The organism is Thermotoga sp. KOL6, from assembly GCF_002866025.1.
Lineage (GTDB): Bacteria > Thermotogota > Thermotogae > Thermotogales > Thermotogaceae > Thermotoga.
The window spans coordinates 213,525-232,797 of record NZ_LNDE01000001.1 but is presented as its reverse complement, the minus strand read 5'-3'; the positions used below and the strand labels follow the sequence as shown (position 1 = coordinate 232,797).

Below are 19,273 nucleotides of genomic sequence, written 5' to 3'. Positions count from 1 at the left end.
GTTTGGAAATTTCTCCGTTGAACAACCTTTTTTAACATTTGATCAATCTTAAACGTTCACGGTATCATTAACGCAATGTGGAATATCAACCAACACTTCTATAAAAGGGAGGGTGGTACTCATGAAGTATCGTGTTCTTTTGGTGATCTCCTTGGTTCTTCTAAGTCTTTTCGTGCTCGCGAAAGAAAAGATAGTAGTGAATTCGTACATCTCAGACCCAGTACCTAGGATCGTTTTTGCCGAACTTGTTCAGATGTTCGAGAAAGAGCATCCAGAGTACGATGTTGTTGTGAACACTTTCCCACATGAAGACTTCAAAACTCTATTGAGAACCTGGTTGAATTCCGATGAAGCACCGGATGTGGTTACTTGGTTTGCTGGAGAAAGAATGAGATATTTTGCCAGCAAAGGTCTTTTAGCATCTCTCGATGACATATTTGCACCTGAAACCTTCGAGGATTACTTCCCAGCTGCTTTCAGGAGTGCCTGTGAATACGACGGAAAAATTTACTTCATTCCTCAAAGCTGGTACTGGTGGGGAGTTTATTACAGAAAGTCTGTGTTTGAAAAGTACGGAATAACTCCTCCAAAAACTTGGGACGAATTTTTGAAAGTTTGCGAAACTCTTAAAGAAAACGGAATAACACCTATAACGATCGGAACGAAGTATCTCTGGCCTGCAGCAGGTTGGTTTGACTATCTCGACTTAAGGGTTAATGGAATTGAATTCCACACCGAACTAACTGCAGGAGAGATTCCATACATCGATCCACGTGTTAAAAAAGTGTTCGAATATTGGAAACAACTTGTGGAAAAAGGTTACTTCCTAGAGAATCATTCATCTTACACATGGCAGGAAGCTGCGGCGTTCCTTTTCAGAGGAGAGGCAGGTATGTACTTGATTGGTCAGTTCATAAAGGATGTTGCACCAGCAAGTGTTAAAGACGATCTCGACTTCTTCAGATTCCCGGTAATAGATCCGAATGTAGGGTTGTTCGAAGAAACACCTATCGATGGCTTCATGGTACCCGCAAAAGCAAAGAATAAGGAAGGGGCAAAAGTCTTTATGAAGTACATTGCGAGAAAAGATGTTCAAGAGTACTTCGCCAAAAAACTTGGAAGACTCGCAGCGAACAAGAATGTTGAACCACCAGACGAACATGCTCGAAAAGGTCTCCAGATGATTTTGGAATCTGATGGAGTCACACAGTTCTACGACAGAGACACTAATCCGGAAATGGCTACCGTTGGAATGAATGGATTTGTTGAATTCATGATCTATCCTGAAAGGTTGGATCAGATACTCGAAAATCTTGAGAAAGAAAGACAGAGAATATTCGGAGGGCAGTAATACCTGCCCTCCCTTTTTTGAATTCTCATTTCAAATATTCTCATACCAAATACCAATAATAAGGAGGCGTACACTTGTGTCGAAAAGAAAATGGGTTCCTTACGCTTTCCTGGCTCTTCCGTTGACTCTTTATTTTATATGGGTGATTTTCCCGATTTTTCAAACTATTTACCTGAGCTTCACTGATTGGGATGGAGTATCTTCGAGTTTCAAAATAATAGGCTTGGATAATTACAAAAGACTTTTCAGCGATCCATACTTCTGGCTTTCTTTAAAAAACAATATAAAATGGCTCGTTTCTTTTGTTGTGATAGCAATTCCTGCCGGTTTGGGAATGGCGATGCTGATGGATCAGAAATTTCCCGGTAACAAGGTTTTTAAGACACTCATTTATTTACCTATGACACTTTCTTTTGTTGTAATAGGACAGATATGGTCTTGGATATTGGAACCCAGACATGGTGCTCTGAATGAATTTTTGAGAACGATAGGTCTAGGAAGTTTGGCAAAACCGTGGTTGAGCGATCCGAAGATAGTGACTTATGCTCTTATAATGGCAGCTTTATGGAGGCAAATAGCTTACGCTATAGTTCTGTTTCTTGCGGGTTTGAAAAACGTTCCCCCGGAATTGGTGGAAGCAGCTTATGTGGACGGTGCTAACGCATGGCAAAGATTCTGGTACGTCATACTTCCTTCCCTTAGGCCAGCTATGGTCATAGCGATTACGGTGAACATAATAGACTCTTTGAGAGCATTCGATATTGTCTACGTAATGACGAGAGGAGGACCGTTTTATTCCTCGAGTGTCTTGGCGAACTACATGTACATTCATTCCTTCCATAATTATCGAATGGGATACGGCTCTGCAATTGCAGTTATTCAGTTCCTCATTACTTTGGGATTCATAATAGTTTATCTTCTCTACACGCTTAGAAGGGAGGAAAAAGTCGTATGAACAAAAGAAAATTGATTGTGGCCATTGTATTTTATTCTCTCTCTACGTTGCTGGTTTTAATTTGGATGGCACCATTCATAATATCTGTGTTCACCTCTCTTAAACCTATGGACGAAGTTATGTTGGAATTGAGATGGTGGTATCCTCCTAAACATCCCACTCTTGAAAATTATGCGATTGCGTGGAGAGAAGCCAACATGAAAAGATACTTTGTGAATACACTCATAATCACTGGAATTTCAGTCGTAGGAGCCCTTTTTGTTTCTAGTTTGAGTGCTTTTGCTTTGTCTTGGTACGACTTCAAACTGAGTAGACCTATTCTCATCATGTTTGTTGCAGGGATGCTTATACCCTTTCAAATGTTGCTGATCCCGGTTTATAGGCTCTCAATAAAATTGGGAATATATGACACTTATTGGGGGGTCATCTTGCTTCACATTGCTTTTCAAACAGGATTCTGTACATTCTTTCTGAGAAATTTCATGGTAACGATTCCAAAGAGCATATTCGAGGCCGCAAAGATAGACGGAGCTGGTGATTTTCTTATCTACAGGAAGGTAATTATGCCTCTTGTTTTACCTGCCCTCGCTGCTTTGGGAATATTGGAATTCACTTGGATATGGAACGACTACCTGTGGTCCCTTGTCTTGATTCAGAGTGACCATTTGAAACCTGTTACTCTGGGACTTACCACACTTCAAGGACAATGGGTCACAAGTTGGAACGTGATAGCTGCGGGCGCAAATCTTGCGGCTTTGGTACCCATTGTGGTGTTCCTTTTCTTCCAGAGATACTTCATAGAAGGTTTGACGATCGGTAGTGTGAAAGGATGACGTCTCCAAAAATTAAAAGAATGAGGTGATTCTATGCTGGGTGTTTGTTATTATCCAGAACATTGGGGGATAGAGAAGGTAGAAGAGGATTTCAGAAGAATGAAAGAACTCGGCATAGAGTATGTGAGGATAGGGGAGTTTGCATGGAGCAGGATAGAACCGGAGAGAGGAAAGTTCAATTGGGAGTGGTTGGATGAGACATTGGATATAGCCGAGAAAGTGGGGTTGAAGATCATTCTTGGAACACCCACAGCGACTCCCCCGAAATGGCTTATAGACGAACACCCGGAGATTCTTCCCGTTGACAAATACGGTCACAAGAAGAATTTTGGTTCTAGAAGGCACTATTGTTTTTCCAGCCCAATTTATCGTGAAGAGGTAAAAAGAATAGTTTTCATAATTGCCAGACGTTATGGAAAACATCCTGCAGTTGTTGGGTGGCAAACGGACAACGAATACGGTTGTCATGATACAGTGAGGTGTTACTGTCAAGAATGTAAAGAAGCCTTTCAAAAGTGGTTAGAAAAAAAATACGAGGGAGACATTAGAAAGTTGAATGAAGCTTGGGGAACTGTATTTTGGAGTCAAGAGTATAGATCTTTCAGGGAGATTGAACTTCCTAATCTTACACCGGCGGATCCCAATCCTTCACATGTTCTCGATTATTACAGGTTTGCCTCCGATCAAGTAGTTGAGTTCAACAAACTTCAGGTAGAAATCATCAGGGAGTTTTCACCGGGAAGATTTGTGACACACAATTTTATGGCGGGGTTTACGGATTTCGATCATTACAAACTCTCCAGAGATTTGGACTTTTCTTCCTGGGATAACTATCCATTGGGACATACTCTTGTTTTCATGAAGCTTAAAGGGATGGAGCAGAATCCTTTCGATAGAACGGGTTATCCCGATTTGATTTCTTTTTCGCATGATCTTTATCGTGGTATGGGGAAAGGAAAGTTTTGGGTGATGGAACAACAAGCGGGACCAGTGAATTGGGCGCCCTACAATCTTTGGCCGGGGAAGGGTGCTATTCGTCTTTGGACTTGGCAAGCGTTTGCGCATGGGGCAGAAGTCGTTTCTTACTTCAGATGGAGACAAGCCCCCTTTGCACAGGAACAGATGCATTCAGGTTTGCTAACTCCGGATTCAACACCAACATTGTATTTCCAGGAAATAAAAAAGGTCTTCGAAGAGTTGAACACCCTCGATCTCCATGAGTCTGTGAAAAGCGACGTGGCGCTCGTTTTCGATTACGAAGCGGATTGGGTTTTTTCCATACAACCTCATGGTGAAGGCGTGCACTATCTCGATCTTGTCTTAAGATTCTACACGGCCTTGAGGAGACTCGGATTGAACGTTGATGTGGTTCCTCCTGGAGTCTCTTTGGATGATTATAAGCTAGTTGTTGTGCCCAGTCTGCCCATCGTAAGGGAAGAGTATCTCAGCGTTTTCGAGAAAGTTGGAGGGTTACTCGTTTTCGGTCCAAGGAGTGGAAGCAAGACAGAAAGCTTTCGAATACCCAAAGAAATGCCACCAGGTCCTTTGAAAAAATTAATACCTCTCGAAGTAATCCAGGTGGAAAGTATGGGTTTGAAACACACAGAAACTTTGAGGTGGGGTGGAAAGAGCTACTCCGTGAATGTATGGAGAGAAATGGTGAGGTCAGATGTACCTGAAACTTTGGCGAGTTTCGAAGACAATTTAGGAGGAGTGTTCAAAAACAAGAATGTGTTCTATTTGAGTTTTTGGCCACCCGTGGAATTTCTTACTGATTTCTTCGAAAAACTGGCACTTGAGAGAGGACTCATTGTGAAGAAACTTCCAGAAGGAATTTGCCTGCAAAAAAGAGGAAGGTTTACTTTCGTTTTCAACTTCACATCCGAAGAAATTCCTTTGGAAATTCCAAAGGATACACGTGTTGTTCTAGGTAGCGAAAAGATAGAACCTATGGATTTGGTTATATGGGAAGAAACAAGTTAAGAATGGTAACCAAATATTTGAAAGCAAATTCTCTTTCTCAGCGGTATTTTAGAAATGTGCACTGGTGTATGTCAATAGATCAGTGACTTTGGATAATATTAGCGAATCATCAACGATTTTAGAAACTGTGGACTAACACTCGTTTGTGAAATTTGCGCAAAAAGTGAAACCTGGTCACAGGGTTTCATGCCTTCATGTGGGAGGTTAGAACATGCATTACGAGTGGGAAAATCCGCAGCTTGTGAGTGAAGGAACTGAAAAACCCCATGCAACTTTCATACCGTATTTTGATCCATTTAAAGGAGACTGGGAATATCCAGAGGATTTTCTATCTCTGAATGGAAATTGGCGCTTTCTTTTTGCAAAAAATCCTTTCGAAGTTCCTGAGAACTTTTTCCTTGAAAGTTTTGACGACACAGACTGGCATGAGATAGAAGTCCCGAGTAACTGGGAGATGAAAGGTTACGGCAAGCCCATTTATACGAACGTTGTTTATCCTTTCGAACCGAATCCCCCGTTTGTTCCAAAGGATGACAATCCAACCGGCCTCTACAGGAAATGGATTGAAGTCCCAAAAGAATGGTTTGAGAAAGAGATATTTCTTCATTTCGAAGGGGTGAGATCCTTCTTTTATTTATGGATAAACGGTAAAAGGATAGGTTTCAGCAAGGACAGTTGTACTCCTGCAGAATTCAGAGTGACTGAGCACTTGAAACCTGGAAAAAATTTGATTGCCGTTGAAGTTCTGAAATGGAGCGATGGAAGTTATCTAGAAGACCAGGACATGTGGTGGCTAGCAGGAATTTACAGAGATGTCTATTTGCACACACTTCCCAAATTTCACGTGAGGGACGTCTTTGTCAGAACAGATCTGGACGAGAATTACAAAAATGGAAGAATTTTCGTAGACATAGAGTTGAGAAATTTTGGCGAAGATCGCGGAAAGTATCTCGAAGTTACACTCACAGATCCCGAAGGAAACGAAGTCACCTTGATAAAGGAAAGAGTCGAACCAGAGAGTTCTTCCCTTTCTTTCTCGTTCGACGTTGAAAATCCAAAAAAGTGGTCTGCAGAAAAGCCTTATCTCTACGTTCTCAAAATACGATCGGGAGAAGATGAAAAGAAAGTCAATTTCGGCTTCAGAAAAGTTGAGATCAAAAATGGAGAGCTTCTTTTGAATGGGAAACCTCTTTATATCAAAGGAGTGAACAGACACGAGTTCGATCCAGAAAGAGGTCATGCGGTAACAGTGAATAGAATGATAGAAGACATAAAACTGATGAAACAAAATAACATAAACACTGTGAGAACATCGCATTATCCTAATCAAACGAAATGGTACGATCTATGTGATTATTATGGTATCTACGTGATAGATGAGGCAAATGTCGAGTCTCATGGAATCGGTTGGGATCCAGATGTGACGCTCGCAAACAGGCCAGAGTGGGGAAAGGCTCATCTTGACAGAGTTCAGAGGATGGTAGAACGTGACAAAAATCATGTTTCAGTTGTCTTTTGGTCGCTTGGAAACGAAGCAGGAGACGGGGTGAATTTTGAAAAAGCTGCTCTCTGGATAAAAAGCAAGGACAACACAAGATTGGTTCACTACGAAGGAGCTACACGAAAGGGAGAATGCTACTACACCGATGTCTTTTCGATGATGTATCCCAAGGTGGATACTCTCCTCGAATATGCCTCAAAAGAGCGCAAAAAGCCATTCATTATGTGTGAATATGCTCACGCTATGGGAAACAGTGTGGGGGATCTAAAAGATTACTGGGATGTGATAGAGAAATATCCGTACCTTCACGGTGGATGTATATGGGATTGGGTAGATCAAGGAATAAAAAAGTTTGACGAGAAGGGAAGAGAATTTTGGGCGTACGGTGGTGATTTTGGAGATGAACCAAACGATGGGAATTTCTGCTGTAATGGAGTTGTTCTTCCCGACAGAACACCTGAGCCAGAACTGTTTGAGGTGAAAAAGATATACCAAAACATAAAAATTCGACAGTTAAAAAATGATTCTTACGAGATAGAGAATCGTTACTTGTTTACAAATCTTGAGGAATTCAATGGCATTTATAGAGTCAGAAGAGATGGGGAAGTAGTGCTGGAGAAAGATTTCAAACTTTCTATCGAACCTTTGGGGAAGAAAATCATGAAAATAGATCTTCCCGAAATGGACGACGCAGAGTACTTTCTTGAAATATGTTTTGCCCTTTCTAAAGACACTCTCTGGGCGAAAGAAGGACACGTCGTTGCTTGGGAACAATTTCAACTGAAGGCCGCCGAGTTGAAAAATGTTCTAACCAATGAAAAAGTTGATCTTTTTGAACGTGGCTCTCATCTTGAGATCGAAACAACCGAAGCGAAATTCGTATTTTCAAAACTTTCAGGTCTTCTTGAGCAGATCGCCTACAAAGGAGAAAATTTGCTTGAAAGTCCTGTAAAACCGAATTTTTGGAGAGTCCCCACCGATAACGATCTTGGAAACAAGATGCCGGAAAGACTTTCAATTTGGAAAGAAGCGTCGTACAAACAGAGACTTCATAATATGTTCTGGCGGAAAGAGAACAACAGAATGTTCGTTCAAAGCGTTTATCAGGTTCCTGGAAATTCCTGGGTTTATCTCTCCTACACCCTCTTTGGAAGCGGGGATGTACTTGTGGACCTTTCTTTAATTCCCGGGGAGGACGTTCCTGAGATACCCAGAATAGGTGTTCAGTTTAAACTGCGAAGAAATTTCAATGAAGTTGTGTGGTATGGAAGAGGACCTCACGAAACGTACTGGGACAGAAGGGAGAGTGGTTTTTTCGCGATTCACAAGAAGGAAATTTCGGAAATGATACATAGGTACGTACGACCCCAGGAAACAGGAAACAGATCGGAAGTGAGATGGTTTTCTATCTCGAATGGAAAGGTGTTTTTCTTTGTCTCAGGGATACCAGAGATAGACTTCAGTGTTTGGCCCTTCTCCATGGAAGATTTAGAAGTTGCAGAACACGTGAACGAACTTCCAGAGAGAAACTTTCTCACAGTGAACATCGATTACAAGCAAATGGGACTCGGTGGAGATGACAGTTGGGGAGCACTTCCGCACCCCGAGTATAGACTTCTCCCAAGATTCTATCATTATACCTTCAGGATGAAGGTGTGTAGTGACATTCCAATTTGGAGAGAACTTCCTTCATTCTCTGAGAACCTTCGTGTGGAGATGAAAGTGAACAAAGAACTTGCTGAAGAAAACGAAGCCTTGAAAGTGTTTCTGATTGTGTCCAACGACTCGTTTGTGAGCAGAGAAGAATCTGTCACGCTTTTTGTGGATGAGAAGGAATATTCAGCGAGGAGAGTTGGTGTTCCTCCTTTCGGAAGTGAGATTGTTGGATTCGAAGTTGAAGGATTAACGAAGGGAGATCACCTGATTTCGACCAATTTGAACACAAGAAAAACGATCTACGTGAGGTGATCTGTGTGAGGATATTCGGGGAAATACTCAAAGAGGGAAATTTCGTTCTCGATGAAAAAGGCTACACTGTCGAGTGGAAGGTGGAAAAGATTCATCTTGGATACAAAGTATCTGGAAGGGTAAAAGGAGCCCCTGGACGACTGGAAATTTTTCGAACAAAAGTCCCTATGAAACTTCTTGTGAACAACTGGCAATCATGGGGACCGTGCAAGGTAGTGAATGTTGATTCTTTCACACCGCCTGAAATAGATCCCAATTGGCGTTACACTGCATCGATAGTACCAGATGTTCTCACAAAGAGTCTTCAGAGTGATTATTTTGTCGCAGAAGAAGGTAAGGTTTACGGTTTTCTCAGTTCCAAGATAGCCCACCCGTTTTTCACCATAGAAAATGGAGACTTAATTGCATACCTGGAATACTTCGATTCCCGTTTTGATGATTTCGTACCACTTGAACCTCTCGTCGTTTTCGAAGATCCAAATACCTCTCTTCTTTTGGAAAAATATGCAGAACTTGTTGGTTTTGAAAACAAAGCGAAAGTTCCTAGACACACTCCCGTTGGTTGGTGTAGCTGGTATCATTACTTTTTGGATCTCACTTGGAAAGAAACTTTGAAGAATCTGAAACTTGCGAGAAGTTTCCCGTTTGAAGTCTTTCAAATAGATGACGCTTACGAAAAGGATATCGGTGATTGGCTTGTCACAAAGGATGGTTTTCCTACAGTTGAAGAGATGGCTAGGACAATAAAAGAAAGCGGTTTCATTCCTGGAATATGGACTGCACCGTTCAGCGTTTCAGAAACTTCTGAAACATTCAATGCCCACCCAGATTGGGTAGTAAAAGAGAATGGAGAACCCAAGATAGCCTATAGGAATTGGAACAAAAAGATATACGCCCTCGATCTTTCAAATGAAGAAGTGCTCAATTGGGTTTTCGATATTTTCAAGTCTTTGAAGAATATGGGATACAGATATTTCAAGATAGACTTCCTCTTCGCGGGGGCAATTCCTGGAGAAAGAAAAGAAAGTATCACGCCAATCCAAGCTTTCAGGAAGGGAATAGAAACCATTAGAAAAGCAGTTGGAGAGGATTCCTTTGTTCTCGGTTGTGGTTCCCCCCTTCTTCCTGCGGTGGGTTACGTGGATGGGATGAGAATAGGACCCGATACCGCTCCCTTCTGGGGTGACCATGTGGAAGACAACGGTACACCGGCTGCCAAATGGGCCTTGAGGAACGCTATTACAAGATATTTCATGCACGATAGACTCTGGCTCAATGATCCAGATTGTCTCATCCTCAGAAAAGAAAAGACGGAACTAACGCTGAAGGAGAGAGAACTTTACTCTTACACCTGTGGGGTTCTCGATAATATGATCGTAGAAAGTGACGATCTTTCACTTGTGGAAGACCACGGGAGGGAGGTTTTAAGAGAAACTCTCGATCTTCTCGGTGGGAAGCCTCGTGTTCAGGACATTCTGACAACGGATATGAAATACGAGATTGTCTCATCTGGGACAAATTCGGGAAACGTGAAGATTTCAGTAGACCTGGAAAATAGAGAATACCACCTGGAAAAGGAAGGAAAGTCCTTGCTGAAAAAAAGAATCGTAAGAAGAGAAGATGGAAGAAATTTCTATTTTTACGAAGAGGGTGATAAAGAATGATGGAGCTCAGGTACAATCCTCTCACGGATGAGTGGGTAATCGTCTCTGCGGCCACCCAGAAAAGGCCCGTTCAGCCTTCAAAGACGGAGTGTCCCATATGTGTGGGAGGGTTGGAACTTCCTGAGGAATACGACCTTGTGACGTTCGAAAATAGGTACCCTTCTCTCAAGAAGGATCCGCCACCTGTTGATTGGAAAGAAAGAGGCCCTTTCAAAAAAGAAGAATCTCGTGGAGTTTGCGAGGTTGTAGTTTACACTTCTGATCACAACACGGCACTTCCGGGTATGCCTATAAAGCAGATTGAAAAACTCGTGGAGATGTGGGTAGACAGAACCAGGGATCTTTCTCAGCATGATTTTGTGAAGTACGTTTTCATCTTTGAAAACCGTGGAAAAGAAGTTGGAGCATCACTTCCTCATCCTCACGGTCAGATCTACGCTTTCCCTTTTCTTCCGAAAAGAATAGAAGTGAAAATAGAAGCGATGAGAAAATGGTATGAAAAGAAAAAAATGTGTACTATATGTGAGATCATTGAGAACGAAGGAGAAGAGAGAAAAGTTTACGAAACGGCCAACTTTCTCGCGATTGTTCCTTTTTATGCACGCTTTCCATATGAGGTCCACGTCTATCCGAAGAGACACGTCAGTAACCTTTTGGAACTCTCTAAACAAGAAAAAAAGGAATTTGCAGAGGTTCTAAAAGTAGTGACTGCCAAATATGACAAACTTTTCGAGCAGGAATTTCCATACATGATGATGTTCTTCCAGGCACCTTTCAATGGGGAAGACGTTTCACATTTCTTTCACTTCCACGTGGAATTCAATCCTCCGAAACGTGACAAGGACAAATTGAAATGGATGGCCAGCGTTGAAACGGGTACTTGGGCGTTCATAAACCCAGTTGTTCCTGAAAAAGCGGCAAAGCGACTTAGAGAGGTGGAGGTGAAGATATGAAAGTAAAGGCACCAGGGCGTGTAAACATCATCGGAGAACACACTGATTACAACGATGGCTACGTTTTACCTTTTGCAGTTAACAAGTTCGTTTTTCTTTCTCTAGAAAGGACAAAAAAGTTTATCTTTCATTCAGAAACTATGAATGAGACTGTGGAAATGGATGAACCAAAAAAGCTCAACAAATGGACTGATTACATCTCTGGGGTGATAAGAGCGTTCGAGAAAAGAGGTTTTGTAGTTCCTCCTGTGAAAATTGTGATCTCTTCCAATCTTCCCGTTGGAGTGGGATTGTCGAGTTCCGCAGCCCTCGAAGTCGCCGCTGCGTATGCGATATCCGAACATTTTGGTTTCAACGTGACAAAACTTGAACTTGTGAGAATCGCACGTGAAGCGGAAGTAGAATTTGTAGGTGTGAAATGTGGTATCATGGATCAGTTCACATCAGCTTTTGGAAAAAAAGGTCACGCAATTTTTCTGGACACCATGACTTTGAATTACGAATACGTCCCACTTGAACTGGAGGGAGTTGAGATTAATCTAGTCGATTCCAACGTAAAACATGAACTCTCATCTTCCGAATATAACAAGAGAAGGCAAGAATGTGAAGAGGTGTTGAGAATTCTTGGGAAGAAAAGTTTTCGCGAAGTGAAATTAGAAGAGCTGGGCAAACTTCCTGGAACGTTAAAAAAACGAGCCCAACACGTTTTGGAAGAGAATGAGAGGGTTTTAAAGAGTGTTCAAGCCTTACGAAAAAGAGACTTTGAAATGCTTGGAAAACTGCTTTTTTCTTCTCATGAAAGCTTACGTGATCTTTACGAAGTTTCTTGTGAGGAGACAGATTTTATCGTCGAGTTTTTAAGAAAAAAAGAAGGCGTTCTCGGTGCCAGAATGGTGGGCGGTGGGTTTGGTGGAGGAGTGATCGTTCTCTCGAAGAAAGGTGTTTTCGAAAAAATAAAGGAAGACTTGGCGAGATCCTACAAGAAGCGTTTTGAAATAGATCTCACCTTCCATAAAATAGAAAGCGCAGACGGTGTTCAAAAGATTTGAAGGGAGCTTGTGCTCCCTTTTTCTTTTCAGTATGAGTCCAAAATGGTCATTTCACCTTAGAAAAACACGATAGAACCAGCTGTAATATTACGGTGACTGTTATAATTGTTTTCAGGATGTTTCTTCATCCAACGAGGTGGTGTTATTGAAAAAATTTTTGTATCATGTCGGATATCACATTGTTTCTTTGATAGCAGGAATTTCAGTGTTCGTTTTGTTGGCTTTTCTGTTCGTGTACACGATGCATCCTGAGGGAGGATATCCAATACAAACTTGGAGAGTACTCAGATCTTCAATCAATACATCTAGGTATCTGAACACAGGTTTTAGATTGGTTTCCAAAACACCCATTGAGATTTTGATAAAAGCTAATCTCCCTGAAAAAGCGTTTGAATCTTCAAAAAGATACCTTTACATCCCGCAGGCATATTTTTCGTATTTGGCCGTTTATGCGAACGACTTGAAAATCGGAGCAATGGGTCTTGAAGAAAAGCGTTCGGGACATTTTTGGTATCGTCCCGTGTTTTTTGAGTTACCCAACCGTGTCAGGGAGCTTTCCATTGAACTCAGTGGAATATACGAAGTAGGAATTGAAAGCGCTTATTTGATCGATCGTTCGAATCTTTCGAGGTACCTCGCTTTATTGTTTTTAACCAACACCGTTTCACCGATGATCATCGGTTTCTCTATAGCTTTATCCTCAATAATTCTCATAATAGCTTTATCCCTACACAAAGGAAAGAGAATAAACTACATTCATTTGGCTATTGCTGGATTTCTGTCTGCTGTTTGGATGTTCGATTTAGTGGATTTCATCGATGTTGGTGGTTCGGATTTTCTTTTATTCTTCAGAAAACTTCTTGTGAGTTCCGCTTACCTTGGTTTGTCGGCTTTGATCGTTGGAATCGAAAGGATTTTGTTTGGAAAAATGAGGAAGGTAGGTAGAATTCTTGCGATTTTGAACCTTACATCAGGAATTATTGTATGGATAACCGGAGACTTTGTTGCTTTGGATAAAATAACGAGTACTGTTTCAATTTTACTGTTTGTAGACAGTATTTATTTGCTGATTGATAGTTTTGCTTCTTACTCAAAAATTCTATCTGGTGCCGCTTTTTTCTTCTCGCTTTGTATACTTCACGATGGAATGGTGCTCTCTCTTTCCATTGAATCGAAACTCATCTCTAATTACGGAGTAATTGGTATGTTTTTTGGACTCGTCTACTTTCTCGTGAACGAGTACAAAGAAATGTATGTCAAGGCAACAGTTGATCACGTAAAAAGCCTTATAGATCCTCTGACGGGGGGTTACAATAGAGGGATCTTAACAGAGGTACAATTCAGCGACGATGATACATTTGTTTTCATAGATATAAACGATTTCAAGAAGATAAACGATGTGTATGGTCATGACGTAGGAGATCAGATTCTGAGGTTTCTTGTGGAGAAAATAAAAGAAAACATAAGAAGCTCCGATTTGATAATCAGAATGGGGGGCGACGAGTTTTTGGTGGTTTTGAGAAATTGTAATACGAAGAAAGCACACGGAATATTTCAGAAGATACTCGACGATTTCAACTGCTCTCATCCTTCACGTCCCACATTTTCCTACGGAATAACAAAATTCCAAGGATCTCTCGCGAAAACTCTAGAAGTAGTGGATAACCTTATGTACAAGATGAAAAAAAAACCAAAAAAGTATCGATTCAGGACAATGAACGCATTTACCTCCCTCCGAATTTCAAGTCGAACCTATCCAAATTCATCACTTTATCCCATGCCTTTATAAAATCGTGGACAAATTTTTCTTTCGCATCATCACCCGCATAGACTTCCGCGATTGCTCTCAATTCATCATGGTGTCCGAAAACTAGATCAACCCTCGTTGCTTTCCACTTGATCTTCTCGCTTTTTCTCTCATACCCTTCGAACAAGTATCGATGATCGTCTGCTTGTCTCCATTCGATTCCCATGTCAAGAAGATTCACGAAGAAATCGTTTGTAAGCGTTTCAGGTTTGTCTGTGAAAACTCCATAATTCTGATATTTGTAAGTAGCACCCAGGACTCTCATTCCTCCAACGAGTACCACAATTTCAGGTATTGTTAACGTCAGAAGGTTAGCTTTGTCCACGAGGAAGTATTCTGGTGTTGTGTAGACATCGCTCTCATCGAATTCCGCTGGATTCTTGAAATAATTCCTGAAACCATCAGCGAAAGGCTCGATTTCTTTGTAAAACTCTACTTCGATCTGATCTTGTGTTGCATCCACCCTGCCGGATGTGAAAGGAACTTTCACATCGAATCCCGCTTTTCTAGCTGCTTCTTCTACAGCTGTACATCCCCCAAGGACGATCAAATCGGCTATGGAAACTTTCTTGTTGCTTCCTTCTTTTTCTTGCTTTTCGTTGAATTCTCGCTGAATTTTCTCGTAGATTTCGATTATTTTCTTCAGATCCTCAGGATGATTCACTTTCCATTCGTTCATTGGATAAAGCCTCAATCTGGCTCCGTTTGCTCCACCTCTTCTGTCTGAATCTCTGTAGGTTGAAGCTGAGGACCAAGCTGTGTACACAAGCTGGGATATGCCTAATCCGAACTCTAGAATCTTTCTCTTCAGTTCTTCAACATCTTTCTCTTCAATTAGCTCGTAATCTAGCTTTGGTAGAGGATCCTGCCAAACGAATTCTTCATTTGGAACGTAAGGGCCGACATAACATGATTTCGACCCCATATCTCTATGTGTAAGTTTAAACCAGGCTCTTGCGAAAGTCTTTTCGAACTCATCAGGATTTTCGAGAAATCTTTTTGCTATCTTGGAATAAATGGGATCGAACCTCAAAGCAAGGTCTGCTGTCAACATTCTCGGTTTGTGTTTCTTGTTGGGATCATGTGCATCGGGTACTATTTCTGGGGCGTCTTTCGCTACCCATTGTGGTTTTCCGTCTGGGCTTTTCTCCAGTTCCCAGTCGTATCTAAAGAGAAATTGAAGATACTGCAAACCGAATTTCGTCGGGGTTGAAGACCATGTGACCTCGAAACCAGATGTGTAAGTGTGTGAGGCCTTTCCGCTTCCATAATCGTACTTCCAACCCAATCCCTGCTGTTCTATGGGAGAAGAACTTGGATCTGGTCCAAGATGTTTACTGGGCCCAGCTCCATGACATTTCCCAAAGGAGTGTCCACCTGCAATCAGAGCAACGGTCTCTTCATCGTTCATCCCCATTCTTGCAAAAGCGAGTCTTATTTCTTTCGCAGAGCCAACAGGATCAGGATTCCCTCCGGGTCCTGCGGGATTAACGTAAATCAAACCCATTTCTGTTGCCGCGTAGGGTTTTCTGAGTTCCTTACCATCGAAACGTTTTTCACCCGTGAGCATTTCTTCTTCAGCACCCCAATCTGGACTTTCATCGGGTTCATAGATGTCTTCTCTTCCAAGAGAGAATCCGAGGATCTTGACACCCATATCTTCCAATGCCACAGTTCCTGCTAGAACGATCAAATCTGCCCACGAGAGTTTCTTGCCATACTTTTTTTTGATAGGCCAAAGTAGTCTTATGGCTTTGTCGAGGTTTATGTTGTCCGGCCAATTTATTCGCGGTGGAAAACGGATACTACCGTTTCTGGCTCCTCCTCTTCCATCGTATATTCTGTAACTTCCCGAACTATGCCAAGCAAGTCGGATGAAGAGGGGTCCATAGTGTCCAAAGTCTGCAGGCCACCAATCTTGTGGATTCTTCATCAGATTCTTTAAATCTTCTACTACCGCGTCAACATCGAGTGTTTGGACCTCTTTGAAGTAGTTGAAACTTTCACCGTACGGATTCGATGTAGGACAGTTTTGCCTCAGTATCTTCAGGTTTAGTCTGTTTGGCCACCAGTCTGTAATCCATCTCTTTCTGGATTTTGCCTTTTCCATAATGTCGCCTCCTTGAATTTTCACAAGACGACAGGACTCGATGTACGGGAGGTACACTTGGTAGGATGAAGCAAAAGGAAGGAATCACACAAGTTCTGCCGCCCTGGAACTCACAACCATTTTTTCTTCTTAAAGTATAACACCATTAATATTCCTATAACAAACATTGCGACTAAGACCGTGGGATAGCCATATTTCCATTCGAGCTCTGGCATGTACCTGAAATTCATTCCGTAGATCCCCGTGATGAATGTGAGCGGAATGAAGATTGTCCCTATTATCGTTAGCATTTTCATTATTTCGTTAGTTTTGTTGCTTATGCTGGACAGATAAACGTCCAAAAGATCGGTCACCATTTCTTTGAACGTTTCGAGAGTATCTATAACTTGAATCGTGTGATCGTACACGTCTCTGAAATATAAAGATGCACTTTTGATCAGATTGGATTCTATCTTTCCAATATTGCTGAGAACTTCTCTCAATGGCCAAATTGCTTTTCTAAAATCGATCAGGATTCTCTTAACTCTGTGGATTCTTTGGGATGTCTCAGGGGTTGGTTCGATCAGGACCTTTTCTTCGAGATCCTCTATCTCTTCTTCTATTTTTTCGAGAACTACAAAATAGTTATCAACGATGACATCGATCAAAGCATAAACCAAATAATCTGCCCCCATCTTTCTTATCAAGCTTTTGTCGTTCTTTATACGAATTTTCACAGGATCAAAAACATCACTTTTTTTCTCCTGAAACGTGAGAACGAGATTGTCACCAAGAATCACACTTACCTGTTCGGATTCGATTTCATGAATTTTGTCGTCATAAGTTATCATTTTCAGAACAATGAATATGTAATCTCCGTAATCTTCTAACTTAGGACGTTGGTGGACGTTCAAGATGTCTTCGATCACAAGTGGGTGTATTTGGAAATTCTTTCCGATCTTCTCAATAATATCTGTGTTGGAGAGTCCTACAACATTTATCCAAGAAACAGTTGATTTGCTTTTGTGAAGAAAACTCTCTTCGATGTTTTCTACTTTCATTTCACGATAATTTTCTGAATCGTACTCTATAATGGAAATCTCCGTCTCTCTTTCTACGATTCCTGTGTATACGGGGGTACCTGGTGGCAACCCTGTTTTTATTGAACGTCTTTTCTTCTTCATATTCTCACCTCACTTTTGTTAAGAATAAAAAACATACTCACTGTGAGTAATATAGCACCATGTTCAATATAATTGTCAATCATTTCTTGATCTTTTCCGCACTGATCGGACTGTAAAGAATATATAAGGTGTGATATTCAAAGTTTGGTGAAGTATTTTCTTATTCTTGCAGCCATCATCTTTCGCCTTTCAGCAAGGAATTCTTCATAGGTCATTCCCCAAAACCCATTGGGTATATCGTGAGATCTTATGTGATTTTCGATCTTATCTTCAGGATAAAATTTTGTTATTTCTTTCCAATATTCATAGGGTGGCTTGTCGCTTATTTCTAAGTTGTCTTTGTATTCTATATAAACAAGATTGGCCACTTGATTTATCAACTTATTTTCTTTGTAACCTATTCTTTTCAGATAGGCTTTTGGGAATATATGATGAAGATCTATCATCTTTTTCCTAACGTTTTTAACCGCAGGGCTTAAGTAATCTCTCAATTTTATGTCGGACAAGAATACGTTCTCATCATTGTAAACAAGAGCTGCTGTATAAACCCTGAACGCAGGATTCTCTATCGAGGAGGAATTGAGCCTTTCTGGAAGAGTAATTCCCCAAAAATCTTGAGTTAGTTCTGCATCCATTATTTTCTTGAGATCTCCTATAAAATCACTCTTCAGAGATGAAAAATCTTGTTCTATTAAGGTTTCGGTTGATGTATTATACCTTTGCGTCAGAACAGAAAAGACGAACCATTTTCTTATTATTGATTCCAACTCCTTGTGATGAATTGTGAAATCGTATCTTCCGATAAGGTAAAGGGTGTAGGAAACAAAAAATGCTATTTTGGAATTTATCAGCCGATCGTTGACAAATCCAGAACTGTAAATTATTTTTACAAAGTCATGCCAATTCGTTAGATTCACAACTTTTTGATGACCTTCTTTGTAGAGGTTTATATTCTTAACTCTCAAATTTTCAGAGATCGTTTTATTTTCAAAATCTCTTCCCTTCAGTATTAAATATGCGTATCTCAGTCTTCCCTTTCTAAAGGAATATCCCACAGTTGCTCTCACCAGGTACTCAGGGTCTGGCTTAATGCCTATTATGTTGTATGAAGAGCTTGTGTTATCTTCTGGGAACATCCTTGACGATTCACAGAATTTTTCGAGCTCTTTCCTCCCTTCATTCCAGTATAAGGAAAGAAGAGTCAGAATGAAATCGCTCTGGTTGAGAGATTTCCCTGTGCTGTTAATTCTTACAAATATCTCTGCAACGGTTTCGGGATCTAGGGTATGAGAAAGTTCTATAACATTGAGAGGATATGATAGAATTCTTCTCAATTTTTCTATTCTTGATGCTATGATTTCCTCATCGTATCTTTCGTCACTCAATTTTGATTTAAGATCTCTCAGATATTTCTGGATCACCTTGTAAGTTGAATTTTCAGGTAGTAGTATCTCACTTATGTTTTTTATCCATCTTGGATCCTTTTCTATAGCTGCGTTTGTAACTTCAAATTTTTCCATTATGGGATTGAACGAGATATTCAGCGGTTTTTCTTTAAAATTCTTCGTCAAAACAGGCTTGTTGTATATCACTGAATAGAGCGATGTTAACCTTTGTTGTCCATCTATAACCAAGTATTCCGGTACTGTGTTCTCTTCTAAATTGATCTTTTTGAAACTTTCTGCATCCCTAACTTTCCATAGAATAATGGTGCCTATGGGAAGCCCGTTGTAGGGAGAATCAAAAAGATCTCTAACCTTTTTTGCATCCTAAACAAAAGGTCTTTGAAGGTCGGGAAGAGCAATTATTCCCTTTCTGATATCATCTACTAATCCTGAGATTTTGATATTTCTTGATTCAAACGGTAATCCGTGCATGTTATCACTTCTTGACTAAATTAAATAAAGTATCAAATTGTGTTGTTCTCATTGGACAT

11 protein-coding genes and 1 pseudogene are annotated in these 19,273 nt (G+C 40.8%); 9 read left to right on the top strand and 3 right to left on the bottom strand.

All coding sequences use genetic code 11. From position 1 onward, the window contains the following. The first annotated feature begins 121 nt into the window (after positions 1–121). The 9 genes from AS005_RS01145 (at position 122) to AS005_RS01105 (ending at position 14,046) form a co-directional block, all read left to right on the top strand. The gene (locus tag AS005_RS01145; RefSeq protein ID WP_101509862.1) at positions 122–1,351 is read left to right on the top strand and encodes an ABC transporter substrate-binding protein; all 1,230 of its coding nucleotides are present in this window, start codon (positions 122–124) and stop codon (positions 1,349–1,351) included. Between the two features lie 76 nt (positions 1,352–1,427). Further along, complete coding sequence (locus tag AS005_RS01140) at positions 1,428–2,306, top strand: carbohydrate ABC transporter permease (RefSeq protein ID WP_101509861.1); 879 nt, start codon at positions 1,428–1,430, stop codon at positions 2,304–2,306. Beyond that, positions 2,303–3,139, top strand: a complete 837-nt coding sequence (locus AS005_RS01135; RefSeq protein WP_101509860.1) for a carbohydrate ABC transporter permease — start codon at positions 2,303–2,305, stop codon at positions 3,137–3,139. Before AS005_RS01140 ends, AS005_RS01135 begins: the two co-directional genes overlap by 4 nt. Before the next feature lie 33 nt (positions 3,140–3,172). Further along, positions 3,173–5,122, top strand: a complete 1,950-nt coding sequence (locus AS005_RS01130) for a beta-galactosidase (RefSeq protein ID WP_101509859.1) — start codon at positions 3,173–3,175, stop codon at positions 5,120–5,122. Between the two features lie 211 nt (positions 5,123–5,333). Beyond that, positions 5,334–8,591, top strand: coding sequence for a glycoside hydrolase family 2 TIM barrel-domain containing protein (locus AS005_RS01125; RefSeq protein ID WP_101509858.1), 3,258 nt, complete (start codon positions 5,334–5,336; stop codon positions 8,589–8,591). Between the two features lie 5 nt (positions 8,592–8,596). Next, a complete protein-coding gene (gene galA, locus AS005_RS01120; RefSeq protein WP_101509857.1) occupies positions 8,597–10,255 on the top strand; it encodes an alpha-galactosidase in 1,659 nt (552 codons plus the stop codon). Beyond that, entirely contained in the window at positions 10,252–11,208 is a 957-nt protein-coding gene (galT, locus tag AS005_RS01115) for a galactose-1-phosphate uridylyltransferase (protein WP_101509856.1), read from the top strand. The genes galA and galT overlap by 4 nt, the downstream gene beginning before the upstream one ends. Then, positions 11,205–12,257, top strand: coding sequence for a galactokinase (locus AS005_RS01110; protein WP_101509855.1), 1,053 nt, complete (start codon positions 11,205–11,207; stop codon positions 12,255–12,257). The genes galT and AS005_RS01110 overlap by 4 nt, the downstream gene beginning before the upstream one ends. 145 nt (positions 12,258–12,402) lie before the next feature. Then, positions 12,403–14,046: a diguanylate cyclase gene (locus tag AS005_RS01105; RefSeq protein ID WP_101509854.1), complete on the top strand. Its 1,644-nt coding sequence runs from the start codon at positions 12,403–12,405 to the stop codon at positions 14,044–14,046. Here the strand turns inward: AS005_RS01105 and katG are convergent. From katG to AS005_RS01090, 3 genes and pseudogenes are all read right to left on the bottom strand, one after another. Then, positions 13,982–16,174: a catalase/peroxidase HPI gene (katG, locus tag AS005_RS01100; RefSeq protein WP_101509853.1), complete on the bottom strand. Its 2,193-nt coding sequence runs from the start codon at positions 16,172–16,174 to the stop codon at positions 13,982–13,984. The two genes, AS005_RS01105 and katG, sit on opposite strands and share 65 nt — an antisense overlap. A 110-nt stretch (positions 16,175–16,284) precedes the next feature. Beyond that, complete coding sequence (corA, locus tag AS005_RS01095; protein WP_101509852.1) at positions 16,285–17,337, bottom strand: magnesium/cobalt transporter CorA; 1,053 nt, start codon at positions 17,335–17,337, stop codon at positions 16,285–16,287. Between the two features lie 137 nt (positions 17,338–17,474). Beyond that, a pseudogene (locus tag AS005_RS01090) lies at positions 17,475–19,091 on the bottom strand (DUF262 domain-containing protein); the annotation flags it as partial. Between the last annotated feature and the right edge of the window lie 182 nt (positions 19,092–19,273).